This window comes from Protofrankia sp. Cas3, assembly GCF_963555955.1.
Classification (GTDB): domain Bacteria; phylum Actinomycetota; class Actinomycetes; order Frankiales; family Frankiaceae; genus Protofrankia.
In genome coordinates, this window is sequence record NZ_CAUVXP010000046.1 from 1 (window position 1) to 14,132 (window position 14,132).

At 69.6% G+C, this 14,132-nt stretch carries 14 protein-coding genes; 4 read left to right on the forward strand and 10 right to left on the reverse strand.

Annotated features, from left to right (window positions below; genetic code table 11):
- Positions 1–486 (forward strand): hypothetical protein (locus tag U9983_RS11090; RefSeq protein WP_322753927.1); only part of this gene is annotated, 486 nt, incomplete at its 5' end.
- 34 nt (positions 487–520) lie between these two features.
- Here U9983_RS11090 and U9983_RS11095 read toward each other — a convergent pair.
- From U9983_RS11095 to recO, 4 genes are all read right to left on the reverse strand, one after another.
- A complete protein-coding gene (locus tag U9983_RS11095) occupies positions 521–1,885 on the reverse strand; it encodes a glycine--tRNA ligase (RefSeq protein ID WP_416210150.1) in 1,365 nt (454 codons plus the stop codon).
- A 186-nt stretch (positions 1,886–2,071) separates the two neighbouring features.
- Positions 2,072–2,398 carry an antibiotic biosynthesis monooxygenase family protein gene (locus tag U9983_RS11100; RefSeq protein WP_322750406.1) on the reverse strand — a complete coding sequence of 109 codons (327 nt, stop codon included), beginning with the start codon at positions 2,396–2,398 and terminating at the stop codon, positions 2,072–2,074.
- 68 nt (positions 2,399–2,466) lie between these two features.
- Positions 2,467–3,285 carry an isoprenyl transferase gene (locus tag U9983_RS11105; RefSeq protein ID WP_322753929.1) on the reverse strand — a complete coding sequence of 273 codons (819 nt, stop codon included), beginning with the start codon at positions 3,283–3,285 and terminating at the stop codon, positions 2,467–2,469.
- Between the two features lie 117 nt (positions 3,286–3,402).
- A complete protein-coding gene (recO, locus tag U9983_RS11110) occupies positions 3,403–4,134 on the reverse strand; it encodes a DNA repair protein RecO (RefSeq protein WP_322753930.1) in 732 nt (243 codons plus the stop codon).
- 302 nt (positions 4,135–4,436) lie between these two features.
- Here recO and U9983_RS11115 point away from each other — a divergent pair, with 302 nt between their 5' ends.
- Positions 4,437–7,058, forward strand: coding sequence for a S8 family serine peptidase (locus tag U9983_RS11115; protein ID WP_322753931.1), 2,622 nt, complete (start codon positions 4,437–4,439; stop codon positions 7,056–7,058).
- A gap of 71 nt (positions 7,059–7,129) precedes the next feature.
- Entirely contained in the window at positions 7,130–7,708 is a 579-nt protein-coding gene (locus U9983_RS11120) for an NUDIX hydrolase (protein ID WP_322753932.1), read from the forward strand.
- Here U9983_RS11120 and U9983_RS11125 read toward each other — a convergent pair.
- Positions 7,599–8,492: an N-acyl homoserine lactonase family protein gene (locus U9983_RS11125; protein WP_322753933.1), complete on the reverse strand. Its 894-nt coding sequence runs from the start codon at positions 8,490–8,492 to the stop codon at positions 7,599–7,601. The genes U9983_RS11120 and U9983_RS11125 overlap by 110 nt on opposite strands.
- An 89-nt stretch (positions 8,493–8,581) precedes the next feature.
- Between U9983_RS11125 and U9983_RS11130 the strand changes: the two genes are divergently transcribed.
- Positions 8,582–9,388, forward strand: coding sequence for an ABC transporter permease (locus U9983_RS11130; RefSeq protein ID WP_322753934.1), 807 nt, complete (start codon positions 8,582–8,584; stop codon positions 9,386–9,388).
- A gap of 67 nt (positions 9,389–9,455) precedes the next feature.
- Here U9983_RS11130 and era read toward each other — a convergent pair whose 3' ends face one another.
- From era to U9983_RS11155, 5 genes are all read right to left on the reverse strand, one after another.
- Positions 9,456–10,373: a GTPase Era gene (gene era, locus U9983_RS11135; RefSeq protein WP_322753935.1), complete on the reverse strand. Its 918-nt coding sequence runs from the start codon at positions 10,371–10,373 to the stop codon at positions 9,456–9,458.
- Positions 10,374–10,384: 11 nt separating this feature from the next.
- Positions 10,385–10,942 (reverse strand): cytidine deaminase, encoded by a 558-nt coding sequence (locus U9983_RS11140; protein ID WP_322753936.1) that lies wholly within the window; start codon positions 10,940–10,942, stop codon positions 10,385–10,387.
- A complete protein-coding gene (locus tag U9983_RS11145) occupies positions 10,939–12,354 on the reverse strand; it encodes a hemolysin family protein (protein ID WP_322753937.1) in 1,416 nt (471 codons plus the stop codon). The genes U9983_RS11140 and U9983_RS11145 overlap by 4 nt, the downstream gene beginning before the upstream one ends.
- Before the next feature lie 140 nt (positions 12,355–12,494).
- Positions 12,495–12,971 carry an rRNA maturation RNase YbeY gene (gene ybeY, locus U9983_RS11150; RefSeq protein WP_322753938.1) on the reverse strand — a complete coding sequence of 159 codons (477 nt, stop codon included), beginning with the start codon at positions 12,969–12,971 and terminating at the stop codon, positions 12,495–12,497.
- A gap of 112 nt (positions 12,972–13,083) precedes the next feature.
- On the reverse strand, positions 13,084–14,112 hold the full coding sequence (locus U9983_RS11155; protein ID WP_322748167.1) for a PhoH family protein: 1,029 nt from the start codon (positions 14,110–14,112) through the stop codon (positions 13,084–13,086).
- Positions 14,113–14,132: the final 20 nt, after the last annotated feature.

Genomic DNA, 14,132 nt, shown 5'->3' on the forward strand with positions numbered 1-14,132 from the left:
GCGCCAGCCCGTCGCCCGACACCGGGCGGTAGCCAGCCGAGCGTCGCCGAACTTCGCGCGACCGTCGAGGCCCAGCTGCGGGTCCTGAGCGGACTCGCGCCAACCGAGATCACCGCCGCCGCGGCCCAGGTCGTCGACGCGCTGCGCGAGGTGCTGGACCGCCCGCACCTACTGCGCGCCGGCTCGCCCGAGACGTTCGTGGTCGTGCGGACCGTCGCCGACTACCTGCCCACCGCCCTGGAGGTCTACCTCGGCCTGCCGGCGCGGTACGCCCAGACGCACCGGTTGGACGACGGGCGCACGCCACGCGAGGTCGTCATCGGCCAGCTCGGCCTGTTGGAAAAGGGCATCCGCGACGTCACCGAAGCGGCTGCGGCCGGGGACACCGCGAAGCTGCTGTCCCACGGACGTTTCCTGGCCGACCGGTTCGGGTCGAGCGAGCTCGACCTGTCGAACCCGTCCCCCAATTCATCAAACACACCCTAGCCAGCTAGGGACAGAAGCCAGCCAGGGTCCGAAGCTAGCAGGGACCGAGTCGGGCGTTGAGGTAGGACACCGCCTGATCCATGGACACGCGCTCCTGCTCCATGGTGTCGCGCTCCCGGATCGTGACGGCGCGGTCCGCCAGCGAGTCGAAGTCAACCGTGAGACAGAACGGCGTGCCGATCTCGTCCTGCCGGCGGTACCGACGCCCGATCGCGCCGGCATCGTCGAAGTCGACGTTCCAGTGCTTACGCAGCTCCGCGGCCAGATCGCGGGCGACCGGTGACAGGTCGGCGTTGCGCGACAGCGGCAGCACCGCGGCCTTGACCGGAGCAAGCCGACGGTCGAGGCGGAGCACGACCCTGCGGTCCACCCCACCCTTGGTGTTGGGTGCGGTGTCCTCGGCGTAGGCGTCCAGCAGGAATACCAGGGTGGCGCGGTCCACCCCGGCGGCCGGTTCGATCACGTACGGCGTGTACCGGGTGCCGGTGGCCTGCTCGAAGTAGGTCAGGTCCGCGCCGGACGCCTTCGCGTGTACGGACAGGTCGTAGTCCGTGCGGTTCGCGATACCCTCCAGCTCGCCCCACTCCAGGCCGGCGAAGTCGAACCGGTACTCGATGTCGACGGTCCGCTTCGAGTAGTGGGAGAGCTTCTCCTTCGGGTGCTCGAAATGGCGCAGGTTCTCGTCGCGGACACCCAGGTCGCGGTACCACCTCGTCCGCTCACCGAGCCAGTACTCGTGCCAGGTCTCGTCCTCGCCCGGCGGGACGAAGAACTCCATCTCCATCTGTTCGAACTCGCGGGTCCGGAAGATGAAGTTTCCCGGGGTGATCTCGTTGCGGAACGACTTGCCGATCTGACCGATACCGAACGGCGGCTTGCGCCGGGCGGTCGCCTGCACGTTCGCATAGTTGATGAAAATGCCCTGGGCGGTTTCCGGCCGAAGGTAGGCCAGGCCCGACTCGTCCTCAACCGGCCCCAGGTAGGTCTTGAGCAGACCGTTGAACATCCGAGGCTCGGTGAACGTGCCACGCGCACCGCAGCTGGGGCAGTTGACCTCGGTGAGCGCGGTCGGCGGCCGGCCGTGCCTGGACTCGAAGGCCTCCTCAAGATGATCGGCGCGAAACCGCTTGTGGCAGGTGAGGCACTCGGTCAGCGGATCGACGAAGACCTGCACGTGCCCGCTGGTCTCCCAGACCTCGCGCGCGAGGATCACACACGAGTCGAGGCCGACCACGTCGTCGCGGCCCTGAACCATGGCCTTCCACCAGGCGCGCTTGACGTTGTTCTTCAGCTCCACCCCGAGCGGACCGTAGTCCCACGATGCCCGCAGGCCACCGTAGATCTCGCTTGAGGGGAAGACCAACCCCCGGCGCTTGCACAGACTGACGATGGTGTCCATGCGGTCGGACGAACTGGCCACGCGGGCGCTCCCTTCCCACTCACCCGCCGTCATCGGCGACGTCGGGTGGTCGTGTCCTACGCACACCTGCTCCACCTGATGATCAGAAGGGCAAGTGCCGATCAGACAGACAAGTGCCCAGCGTACGGGCTGCGGGCACAGCCGGCGCAGACAGGTCGGGCAACGTCAGGCACGGTCTGAGCCGTGGCGGACGGCACCCGTGACGCCGTCGTGGGCGAGCAACACCTCGAACGCGCCCGGCTCATCGACAGCGTAGATCATCAACGGCGTCAGCTCCACCCGGACATCGAACGCGGACAGGGCCCGGCGCCACGCACCCACCCCGTCCCACTCGGATGTGATCACCCACAGTTCAGGTTCATCCACGGCACGTCCCAGTCGAGCCGACCCGTAGCCGCGCTGCCCAGCCAGTGCGACCAGGGCCCGGTCCGCACGCTCGCGGAAGGCTTCGGCCTCCCCGACCGGAACCCGCAGCCGCATGACAACAAGCACCGCACGGTTCTATCAGGTCGCGTCCGTCAGCTCCTCAGCCCTCCCCAGCCCGCCACCCGGTCGGCCCGTCACGGCGTGGCCGATCGGGTCCCCGACGGACGGGCCACGACCCCGCCATATCGACGGTCCCGCTTGGCGAAATCCTCACAGGCCGTCCACAGATCGCGCCGGTCGAAATCGGGCCACAGCCGCTCGACGAACAGGAACTCGGCGTATGCGGCCTGCCAGAGCAGGAAGTTGCTCAGCCGTTGCTCCCCCGACGTACGGATCAGCAGGTCGACGTCGGGCATCTCCGGCTCATCGAGATAGCGGGCGACGGTGTTCTCGTCGATGCGGTCGGCCCGCAGGCGGCCGTCACGGACGTCCCGGGCAATGGCGGCGGCCGCATCGGCGAGTTCGGCGCGCCCCCCGTAGTTCACGCACATCACCAGAGTAAGGCGGTCGTTACCACAGGTGCGTTCCTCGGCCGCCTCCAGCCGTCGGATGACGTTGCCCCACAGGCGCGGACGCCGGCCGGCCCACCGGACCCGGACCCCCAGGGAGTCCATGTCGTCGATGCGCCTGCCGAACACCCCGTCGGTGAAACGCATCAGGAACGCGACCTCGTCCGGCGAGCGCTTCCAGTTCTCCGTTGAGAAGGCATACACCGACAGCCACCGGACGCCCAGCTCGATCGCGCCCTCCACACAGTCGAAGAGGGCCTCCTCACCGGCCTCGTGGCCCTTCGTGCGCGGCAGGCCACGCATTTTCGCCCAGCGGCCGTTGCCGTCCATGACGATGGCGACATGCCGCGGGATCAACTCGGAAGGAATCTCCGGCGGACATGCGCCGGAAGGATGCGGATGCGGTTCACGGAACCGTCCGACTCTCCCGTTACGTCGACTCACCGGACACCTCCCTTCTACCGCCAGTCAAAGGTAGCGCGATCATCGTTCCTCCCGCGCCCACAAACATCATCGACGCATCATCGTCGAACGCGCCACCCCCGACGCGTCCGGCCCGGTTCACGCCCGCTCCAGATGAGGCAGTGCACGTAAGCCGTACTCGAGATGCCACTGCAGGTAAGCGGCGACACATCCGCCAGCCTCGCGCCGGGTGCGGACCTCGCTCACATCGGCGGCGGCCCAGTCGCCGGTAAGCAGGTCGGACAGCAGCGTCACGGCGGCCGGCGACATCGAAGCTGCACCGTGCGGTCGGCACTGCGGGCACACTACGCCGCCCGCCGCGATGGAAAACGCCTGGTGGGGCCCTTGCTGGCCGCAGCGGGCGCACTCGCGCAGCGCCATCCCGTAGCCCGAGACCGCCAACGCACGCAGCAGGAAGGCGTCCAGGACGAGGCCCGGCGCACGTTCGCCCTGGGCGAGGGTACGCAGACCGCCGATCAGAAGCAGGAACAGACGGATAGCCGGCTGGCGTTCCTCGCTGGTCAGCCGTTCAGCGGTTTCCAGCATGACAGCCGAGGCGGTGTGCCGCGCATAGTCGGCAGCGATCACCGCGCCATAGGGGCGCAGGATGTCGGCCTGCGTGACCGTGTCGAGCGAGCGCCCCTCATGTAGCTGGAGGTCGACGTGGGTACCCGGCTCCAGCCGGGCGCCGAACCGGGACGACGTGCGGCGCACCCCTTTGGCCACCGCGCGCACCCGTCCCGTCCGCCGGGTCAACACGGTGACGATGCGGTCGGCCTCGGCGAGCGGCGTCGTTCGCAGGACGACACCTTCATCGCGGTAGACCGGCACCCACCCATGGTTGCACGCATCCCGGTAAGTGGTCAGGACACGGTCGCCCCGGACCGATTGTGACATGCCGCTGCCCGGCGGACCGGTCCGAGCTGTCCGCCGGGCCGGCGGCCTATCGCCGGGCTGGCGCCGGGCTGGCGGCGGGCTGGCGGGGCACCTCGCGACGCCGGATCCGCGCTGCGATGCGGACCCCGCCGGCTCCGGACTGTCACGCCCTGCAATAGTCACTTTCAGCATCCACGAGAGAACAGGGAGTAGGAGTGCCGGCGGTACGGAAAAGATTTGTATATTTTTGTGGCTATTTGACTGTTTTCCCACTGACCCTCGCCTTGATCGTGATCCAGACCCATGCCGCCGTAGCCGCGGCCGCCCAGACCACGGCCACTCAGGTCACAACCGGTCAGCCGACAACCGGCCAGACCGCAGCCACCCAGACCGTCACCGTCTATCTCGCCGCACCCGACCGTGGCGGTCTGGATCACCTCGCGCGGTCGGTCGCCGGCGCGGTGAGCGCGTCTGCGCAGGACCGGGCGACCCGTCTGAGGGCGTTTCTGCCCTCAGACGCGACCCACGACACGGTCGCGAACGAGCTCGACACGCTCGGCCTGACCGTCACCCGGACCACCGCATGGAGCGTCACCGCCACCGGCGATGCAGACCGCCTCCGGACGCTGTTCGGCAGCGCCCGCGACTCCCGTCCTGCCCTGCGTTACGCACAGAGCCTGCCCGCCCTCCCCGCATCCCTGCACGGTCTGGTCTCGGTCGCCGTCGGTGGTGACGAGACCCGACCGGCATTCCGCCACCTCGGTACACGGGCCGCGCGGACAGGGCCGGCGACTGCGCGCAGCGCGGCCGCGGTGCCGCCCGACGCCGGCTACAGCGGCGCCGACCTGCGTGCCGCCTATGGCGCGCCGGACGGCCACCGCGGCGACGGCGGGCCCGACCCGACCGTCGCCAGCCTCCAGCTGTCCGGCTGGGACCCGGCCGACCTGCGCGCCTACGCGGCGGCAGCAGGCATACCGGACCCGGTCGCGGGTGGGCGTTACACGGCCGTGAGCGTCGGTCGCGCACCCGCCTACAACGCCGCCCTGGACGGCGACGGGGACAGCGAGGTCGCCCTCGACCAGGAGGTACAACTGGCAGTCGCGCCCAGCGCGCGCCAACGTGTCTATTTCGCGCCCAACACCGACCAGGGCTTTCTCGACATCCTCGACCGGGTCCGCCTCGACGCCGCCGACCCGAGCGCGAACCTCGTTGCGTTCAACGCGTCCTGGGGTCTGTGTGAGCCGTACAACAGCGCAGCGTTCGTCCGCACCGCCGAAACGTTGCTGGCGGCGATCGCCGCGGCGGGCGTCACCACCTTCACCGCTTCCGGGGACAGCGGATCCGACGACTGCGGCAACGGTACCGCCACCGCGAGCTACCCGGCGTCGTCACCATCAGTGATCGCGGTAGGTGGCACGACGATGCTCAACCCGACCGGCGCGACCGTGTCGGAGACCGCCTGGGCCGGCTCCGGTGGCGGCTGCTCAGCGCTGTTCGCCCGGCCGGACTGGCAACCGGTCACGGCCTGTACGTCGCGCGCGCTGCCCGACCTCGCCATGAACGCCGACCCGACGACCGGCTTCGCCATCTACAACCGCCGTTACTGGGAAAGCCACGGCGGCACGACCGTGCCCGGCTGGATGCGTTTCGGTGGCACCAGCCTCGCATCACCCGCCGCCGCCGGGATGCTCGCGGCCGAATGGGCGTCGACCGGCCAGCAATCAGGCGGGTACGGCGACATCCATGACCGGCTGTACAAGGCACCTGTTTCAGCCTTCCGGGACATCACAGTCGGTAACAACGGCGCCCACCGCGCCACGGTCGGCTACGACCTTGTGACCGGGCGCGGCGCGCCCCGGTGGAACAGGCTCGCCACCACCGCGTTCACCACGACCCCCGCGACGACCCCCGCGACGACCCCCGCCAGCCGACCCCCGGGCCAGGACGAGTACACGATCGCCGTCGGCATCGGCACGGACCACGCCGTGTGGGCGAAGCGATCCGGCCAGGTCGCCCCCGCGTCGCTGGGCGGTCGGGCCACATCCGTCCCGACGGTGATCCAGGCTGCCGGCAGGGTCACCTACATCGTGGGTGGCACCGACGGGAACCTCTGGATGCGGGACGAGACCGACCGCGCGTGGTCGCCGTTCGGCCCTCCCGGAACACAGTGTTACGGGCAGGCCGCGATCGTCGTCGGATCAACCCTGCACGTCGGCTGCCGCGGCAGCGACCGCGCGCTGTACGTCAGCGCCGTGCCCGTCGACGCCTCCGGCCGGCCGGCCCGGGTCACCTGGTGGACGAACTACGGCGGGCAGACCGACGCCGCTCCAGCGGTGGCCGTCGTGGACGGCGTCGTCACCTGGTTCACAACCCGCGCCACCAGCAACGTCACCCGCACCACCCGCACCACCAGCAACGTCGCGCCCGCCGCCAACCTCTACCGGCGGACGGCCGCCTCGGCCTGGACGGTGCTCGGCGTCCGCTGCGACGGGGGGCCGGGTGCCGGCGGTAACAGTCCCTACGCCGACGGTCCCTCCGGTGGCTACGGTCCCTCCGGTGGCCAGGATGTCCGGCCTGGCCCGAACGGAACCGGAACCGCATACGGGCCGGCGTTCGTCGGCTGCCGGCTGGCGTCGGGAGCGCTCGCCTACGCCGCCGCGCCGTTCATCCGGTTCGTCGACGCCGGTGGGATGATCGTCGGACTGCCCGCCTTCGCTGCGGCCGGGAACGGGACCGTGGACGTGTTCGTCGCCGGCACCGACCACGCCCTCTACAACCGACACATGGGCGCATCCGCCCCGCTGGACGGGGGCTGGACGAACCTCGGCGGCAGGTATCTCCTCGCGGCGGGCGCGGCCCCGATCAACCAGGGACCATAGGAATGTCGACGTCGACGGCGCAGGTGGACTCTCAACAGACGCCGAACCCAGCGCCGGACCATGATGGACCGGTGCGAGTGGTGCGACGGGCAGCCAGAGCGATTCTGATCGATTCCCGCGGACGGCTGGTCGTTTTCCGCCGGACCCTGCCGGGCCAGCAGCCCTACTGGGCCACTGTGGGCGGCGGGGTCGATCAACAGGACGCCTCGGTGGAGGCAGCCCTGCACCGGGAGCTCGCCGAGGAGCTGGGCGCCGCCGTCGACCGGGTTCAGCAGGTGTTCCTCACGAGCACGACAAAAACGAGCACGACAAAACACGGCGGAGACAGCGGAGGTGGAGGAGGTGGAGGCTGCGGTGGCAGTGGGCCGGGCATCACCGTCCAGCACTTCTTCGTCTGCCGGCTCACTTCGATCGATCTTGCCGCCAGGACGGGCGACGAGTTCACCAACCCGACGAAGGGACGCTACGACGTCGAACGGATCGACCTGCACGGCGAGGCCCTGACCCGTTTCGCACTGCAGCCGGGCGCGCTCAAGGACTTCATCCTGGCGAACCGGGAGGCCCTGCTTGCGGCAGTCGCGGATCCAACCGCTGACCCAACCGCGGATCCGACCGCGGATCCGACCGCGGATCCGCCAACTCGGCGGTGAGCGCCGGCCACGCGACCGGATCGTGGCCGGGGAGCAGACGCAGGCCACGGGCGGACGCGATCGCCTTCAGCCGCCGGATCGGCTCGATCGTCGCCTCCGGCGGAACGCCGATCGACCCACCGACGGCCCGCTCAAAATCGATGTTCTCCTGCAGGTCCGCGGCGTCGAACGCGAAGACATACCCGCCGCCGCCCACCGTGGGATCCATCTCGACGATAAAGCTCTGGTGACCTGGGGTGTGCCCGGCAGTGCGGACCGCGGTCACCCCCGGGGCGATCTCGGTGTCGCCGTCGGCCACCTGCCAGGTGATCGCCGGGTGATCGAAGTCGACCCGGATGATGCCGTCGGCCTCCAGTTGCGCCGGGTGGGTACCGAGCCCGTGGTCAAGCTCGCGGCCCTGAATGTGGACGGGTGTACCGCGCCGGGCGAAGTGGCGCAGCCCGCCGGCGTGGTCGCTGTGCAGGTGGGAGACGGCAACCACGTCGATCTGGTCGAGGGTGAGCCCGACCCGTTCCAGCGCACCCTCCAGCGGGTCGCCGGCGCCAGGCGGGAGCCACACCTCCACGCCGGTGTCGCGGTGGAAGCGGCGGCACAGGGCCGCGTCCCGCACGAATGCCGGGTTGAGCCCGGTGTCGATCAGCAACCAGCCCCCGTCGACCTCCACCAGCAACGCCGGGACGGGCTGACGTAGCCGGATGTCGTCCGCAGCGCCGTGCACCGACATCGAATACGGCACCTCGACCCAACCCAGGGTCAGCGGGACCACCCGCCGCACGCCAGCCATGGCCGTCACTATCCGCCAGCTGCCTGTCTGCCGGTCTGTCTACCTCCCCGCGTGTGTGCGGGCAGGTAGACAGGCCGCACAGTGAGCCGGTGGGCAACGTCATTGCGATGGCCGTGGGCCTGGGTGCTCTGCTTGCTGTAGCCGTCGGCTGCCTCACCGTCGCCGGCGTACGGTTACGCCGGGCGGTGATCGTCGCCGCGGTTCGGGCCGGCGCCCAGCTCACCCTCGTCGGCCTGGCGTTGCGCGGGGTGCTCGCCGCACCCGCGGCAACGGTCGCAGTCCTCGTCGTGATGCTCACCGTAGCGACCCTGACCGCGGCGAGCCGGCTCACCGGCTTCCCCGACGCCCGACGGTCCGTGCTTGCCGCCAGCACGGCCGGCGCGGCCGTCACGCTCGGGATCATCTTCGGCGTCCCGCTGCTCGACCGGTCCGCGCGCTATCTGGTCGCGGCCGGCGGCATCGTGATCGGCGGCACCATGACCGCCAGCACCCTGGCGGGTCGGCGATTGTACGAGGCGATGGTGCGCCGCCGCGACGAGGTCGAGGCCTGGCTCGCGCTCGGCGCCACCCCACGCCAGGCGGTCGCGGACCTCGCCCGCACCGCCATCCAGGAAGCCCTGCTGCCCGCCGTCGACCAGACCCGCACAGTCGGGCTGGTCACGCTGCCGGGCGCCTTCGTCGGCGCCCTGCTCGGCGGCGCGAGCCCCACCGACGCGGCCCGGTTCCAGCTCGTCGTCCTCGTCGCCCTGCTCACCGCGGAGACGCTGGCGGCCGTCACTCTCGTCTGGCTGTTCGGCGCACCCACCCACATCCCGGACGCCGACGTGCCCAACGCTCACGGTTCCAGAGCCGGCGGTCCCAGAACCCGCGGTCCCAGGGCCAGGCGAAGGATGTGATTCTGCTGCTACTCCAGCAGCACCAGAATCACATCGTTGGGGATGGGGCCGCTCCGGGCACCTGCACTCAGAAACCGAGTTTGCGGAGCTGGCGGGGATCGCGCTGCCAGTCTTTGGCGACCTTGACGTGCAGGTCCAGGAAGACCGGCGTCCCCAGCAGCGCCTCGATCTGGGTGCGCGCCCGCGTCCCGACGTCCTTGAGCCGCGCGCCCTTGGCACCGATGACGATCGCCTTCTGGCTCTGGCGCTCGACGTAGACGTTCACATGGACGTCGAGCAGCGGGCGGTCGGCGGGTCGGTCCTCGCGCGGGATCATCTCCTCCACAACGACGGCCAGGGAGTGCGGCAGCTCGTCGCGCACGCCCTCCAAAGCGGCCTCACGCACCAGTTCGGCGACCATCACCTGCTCGGGTTCGTCGGTCAGATCGCCGTCCGGATACAGCGGCGGACCAGCCGGCAACCGTTCCACCAGCAGATCAGCGAGCACGCCTACCTGGAACGACGACACGGCGCTGACCGGTATCACCGCGGCGAAATCCGCGAGCGAGGAGACCGCGAGCAGCTGTGCCCCCAGCGCGTCCCGGTCGGACACCAGATCGGTCTTGGTGACGATCGCGATCACCGGCGTCCGCTTGGGCAGGCGGGCGAGCTCGTCGGCGATGAACCGGTCGCCGCGACCCACCGGCTCGTTCGCCGGGACGCAGAAGCCGACCACGTCCACCTCCGACAGGGTGGAGCGCACCACGTCGTTGAGCCGCTGTCCGAGCAGCGTGCGGGGACGGTGCAGCCCGGGGGTGTCGACCAGTACCAGCTGGGCGTCGTCGCGGTGCACGATGCCCCGGATGGCGTGCCGGGTCGTCTGCGGCCGCCCGGAGGTGATCGCGACCTTCGCGCCGACGAGTGCGTTGGTCAGCGTGGACTTGCCCGCGTTGGGACGTCCGACAAAGCACGCAAACCCCGACCGGAACTGCGGTTCGGTCTCCATGGCGGCAACCACTAGGTTCTCACCCGGCCGCGGACCACACCGTCCGGGCCGGCGAGGAACACCGGAACGCCGGCGCCGAACTCGCCCAGCACGAGCAGGTCCTCGGCAGCTGGTCCGGAAGGTACAGAAGGCACGGCGGGAGCGACCGGAGCGGCCGGAAGGTCCCCGGCGTCGGGAAGATCCGGGACCGGCGCGCCCTGCGACACGATCGCCGCGGCCTCGAAACGGCGCGCTCCGCTGGACGCCGCCGCGACCACCGCCGCCGCAAGCGCCGACACCGTCAGCCGAGCGTCGGCGTTCTCCACGGTCGCTGCCGCGTATGTCCGGCCGTCGGTGTCACGGACGGCCGCACCCTGGGCCGACGCGGTTCCGCCGCGGGGCACGTAGGCGCGCAACCGTGCCGACCGGGCCAGGGTCACGAGCTTGGCGTCCTCCGGTTGCAGCGCGCCGAGGGCAATCGGCGTGACGTCCGCGGCCGACCGCGGTCCACCGGCGTTCCGACCGTTCGAGCCCAGCCTGTTCGGCTCCTGCTCCGACACGCCCACCCCTGTCTCGTCCGTCTCACTCATGTACGCGTCCCGAACGCGGTACGGCGTACGACCGGGCCGAGGGCATCGCCGTCGCGGCCACCGTCACCATGTTTCGCGTCCCCGTCTCTGCTCTCGCCGCCGGCGCGGGCGATCTCGTTCGCGGACCCGCCTGCGCCGTCCTCGCCAGGGCGCGCCGACCGCCGGACCACCACCGTACCGATCTGGTTGCGCCGGCCGGCCGCGCTCTCGGCGGTGAGCGTCAGCACGCCGACGGTTGCGGTCGCTCCCGGTATCGGCACGTGTCCCAGCGCACTCGCCAGCAGCCCGCCGACCGTCTCGACATCACCGGATCCCGGCAGCTCATCCGTTGCGAACAGCTCGCGCAGATCGTCCACCGCCAGCCGGGCGGTCACCCTGGCCACGTCGTCATCGATCCACTCCACCGGCGCGGTCTCGGTGTCGTACTCGTCGGTGATCTCTCCGACGATCTCTTCGAGGATGTCCTCGATGGTCACCAACCCCGCGGTGCCGCCGTACTCGTCGATGACGATCGCCATGTGGGTCCGAGACGCCTGCATCTCCCGTAGCAGGGCGTCAGCGTGCTTGCTCTCGGGCACCAGTGCGGGCGGACGCATCACATCCGAAACAGGCCGGGCGTCCCAGCCTTCGCGCTCACGGCCTACCATGTCCTTGAGGAAGGCGATCCCGACGACGTCGTCCACCGTCTCCCCGGTGACCGGAATACGCGAGAAACCGCTGCGCAATGCCAGCGAGATGGCCTGTCTGACGGTTTTCGCCGACCCGATGTGGACCATGTCAGGACGGGGGACCATGACCTCGCGTACCAGGGTGTCCCCGAACTCGAACACGGATGCGATCATGTCGCGCTCACCACGTTCGATGACGTCGCGCTCCTGCGCGAGATCAACCAGGTCACGCAGTTCCGCTTCGGTGGCGAACGGACCGTCCCGGTAGCCTCGCCCGGGAGTGACCGCGTTGCCAAACGCGATCAGCAATCGGGGCAGTGGACCGAACAGCGCGCCGAGCCAGGTGGTGAGCCCCGCGGTCGCGAGCGCCACCACTGCTGCGTGCTGCCGGCCCAACGTTCGGAACATCACGCCGACCAGGACGTACGCGAACAGGGTGCCGGCCAGTGCCCCGAGCGCGACCGAGGCGAATCCGGCACCGTAGGTGTGCACGGCGATGACAGTCACGCAGGCTGTCGCGATCATCTCACCGACAATCCGCAGCAACAGCAGCAGCGCCAGGTAGCGACCGGGGTCTGCGACGATCGTGGCCAGGCGGGTGGCCCTTGGCCGGCCGGCTCGCAGGAACTCCTCGACCGACACTCGGGACACGCGGGTCAGCGCCGCGTCGACACACCCGATACCCGCCGCGAACAGCGCGGCAACCACCGCGATCAGCAGAAGTGGAACATCACCATAGCCCATGGGCTCGTCCCGTCAGCTCCCCCGCACCACGCTCAGTGTCTGCCACTCCGTCTGCCACTCCGTCTGCCGCGGCGGCTGGCACGCTGTCTGCCACGGCGTCTGCCGCGCCCGGACGTTGCTACGCCGCGCAATCGCCGTACTCAGTGCGTACCAGCGGTCCGGACGACCTCCCACGATGCCAGCAGGCGGGACTGCACCGCCCACATCTCGCGCTCCTCCTCGGGCTCGGCGTGGTCGTAGCCGAGCAGGTGCAGGATCCCGTGCGTACACAGCAGATGCATCTCGTGTTCCGGTGAGTGACCCGCCTTTGCCGCCTGCTTGCGGGCGACCTCCGGACACAGAACGACATCGCCGAGCAGCAGGGCCGGGTCGTCCTCACCCGCATCAGGCGCGGACGGGTCGAAGGCGTCGTCCTGGGGGAAGGCCAGCACGTCGGTCGGACCTTCCTCGCCCATGTAACGGACGTGGAGTTCCTCCATCGCGGTCAGCTCCACCAGCATTATCGACAGCTCCGCCTGTGGATTGACCTTCATGGCGTCCAACACGAACCGGGCAAGAGCGGTAAGTGCGACCTCATCAACGTCAACGCCTGACTCGTTAGCCACGAATACGGCCATCAGCCATCCATCCTCGTGCGGCGCCACTGCTCGCGGCACGTCCTCGGTTGCGCGTCATCCGGTTGCGGGTCATCCGGTTGCGGGTCATCGGCCACGCCCTAACGACGGCCGGTCATCGTCGGTCCCGGCGGCCGGCCTGCGCAGGTCGCGGGCTGGGCGCGCTTGCCGCGTCCCAGCGGGCATAGGCGTCGACGATGTCGCTGACCAGCCGGTGACGTACCACGTCCGTGCTGGTCAGCGTCGCGAAGTGGACGTCCTCAACGCCGTCGAGGATTTCCCGGACGACACGCAGGCCGCTGCGGGTTCCGCTGGGCAGATCCACCTGGGTCACATCCCCGGTAACAACGATCTTGGAACCGAAACCGAGCCGGGTGAGGAACATCTTCATCTGCTCACCGGAGGTGTTCTGCGCCTCGTCCAGGATGATGAAAGCGTCGTTCAGGGACCGGCCGCGCATGTACGCGAGCGGCGCGACCTCGATGGTTCCGCTCTGGATCAGTCGTGGGATCGAGTCCGGATCGACCATGTCGTGCAAGGCGTCGTAGAGCGGTCGCAGATACGGGTCGATCTTGTCGTAAAGCGTGCCGGGCAGGAAACCGAGCCGCTCTCCCGCCTCGACCGCGGGCCGGGTCAGGATGATCCGGTTCACCTGCTTTGACTGGAGTGCCTGCACGGCCTTGGCCATGGCCAGATAGGTCTTGCCGGTGCCGGCCGGGCCGATGCCGAACACGATCGTGTGGACGTCGATCGCGTCCACATAGCGTTTCTGATTCAACGTCTTGGGACGGATCGTCCGCCCACGGCCGGACAGGATGTTGAGGGTGAGCACCTCGGCAGGCCGCTCATCGCCACCACTGCGCAACATCGACAACGAGTGGTTGACGTGGGACGGCGTCAGTTCCGTGCCGGACTCCAACAGAGCGATCAGTTCGGCGAAGAGCTTGGCGGCCAGTGCGTTCTCGTCCGGATGACCGGTAATGGTGATCTCGTTGCCCCGGACATGGATATCGGACGGTAAGGCCTGCTCGATGACACGCAACAACTCGTCCTGGTGGCCCAGCAGGCTTACCATACTGTGCGCGCCCGGGACGACGATGCGGGTGACGGTCCGTTGGTCGGACGGGGAGACGGAATCGGTCATGGGTTGCAGCCGGCTGCGGC

Bases quoted from the DNA above. Each gene is read 5' to 3' on its own strand.
- U9983_RS11095 (WP_416210150.1), bottom strand. From the start codon at position 1,885: ATGGACACCATCGTCAGTCTGTGCAAGCGCCGGGGGTTGGTCTTCCCC.
- U9983_RS11125 (WP_322753933.1), bottom strand. From the start codon at position 8,492: ATGGCTGGCGTGCGGCGGGTGGTCCCGCTGACCCTGGGTTGGGTCGAG.
- era (WP_322753935.1), bottom strand. From the start codon at position 10,373: ATGGAGACCGAACCGCAGTTCCGGTCGGGGTTTGCGTGCTTTGTCGGA.
- U9983_RS11140 (WP_322753936.1), bottom strand. From the start codon at position 10,942: ATGAGTGAGACGGACGAGACAGGGGTGGGCGTGTCGGAGCAGGAGCCG.
- U9983_RS11145 (WP_322753937.1), bottom strand. From the start codon at position 12,354: ATGGGCTATGGTGATGTTCCACTTCTGCTGATCGCGGTGGTTGCCGCG.
- ybeY (WP_322753938.1), bottom strand. From the start codon at position 12,971: ATGGCCGTATTCGTGGCTAACGAGTCAGGCGTTGACGTTGATGAGGTC.
- U9983_RS11155 (WP_322748167.1), bottom strand. From the start codon at position 14,112: ATGACCGATTCCGTCTCCCCGTCCGACCAACGGACCGTCACCCGCATC.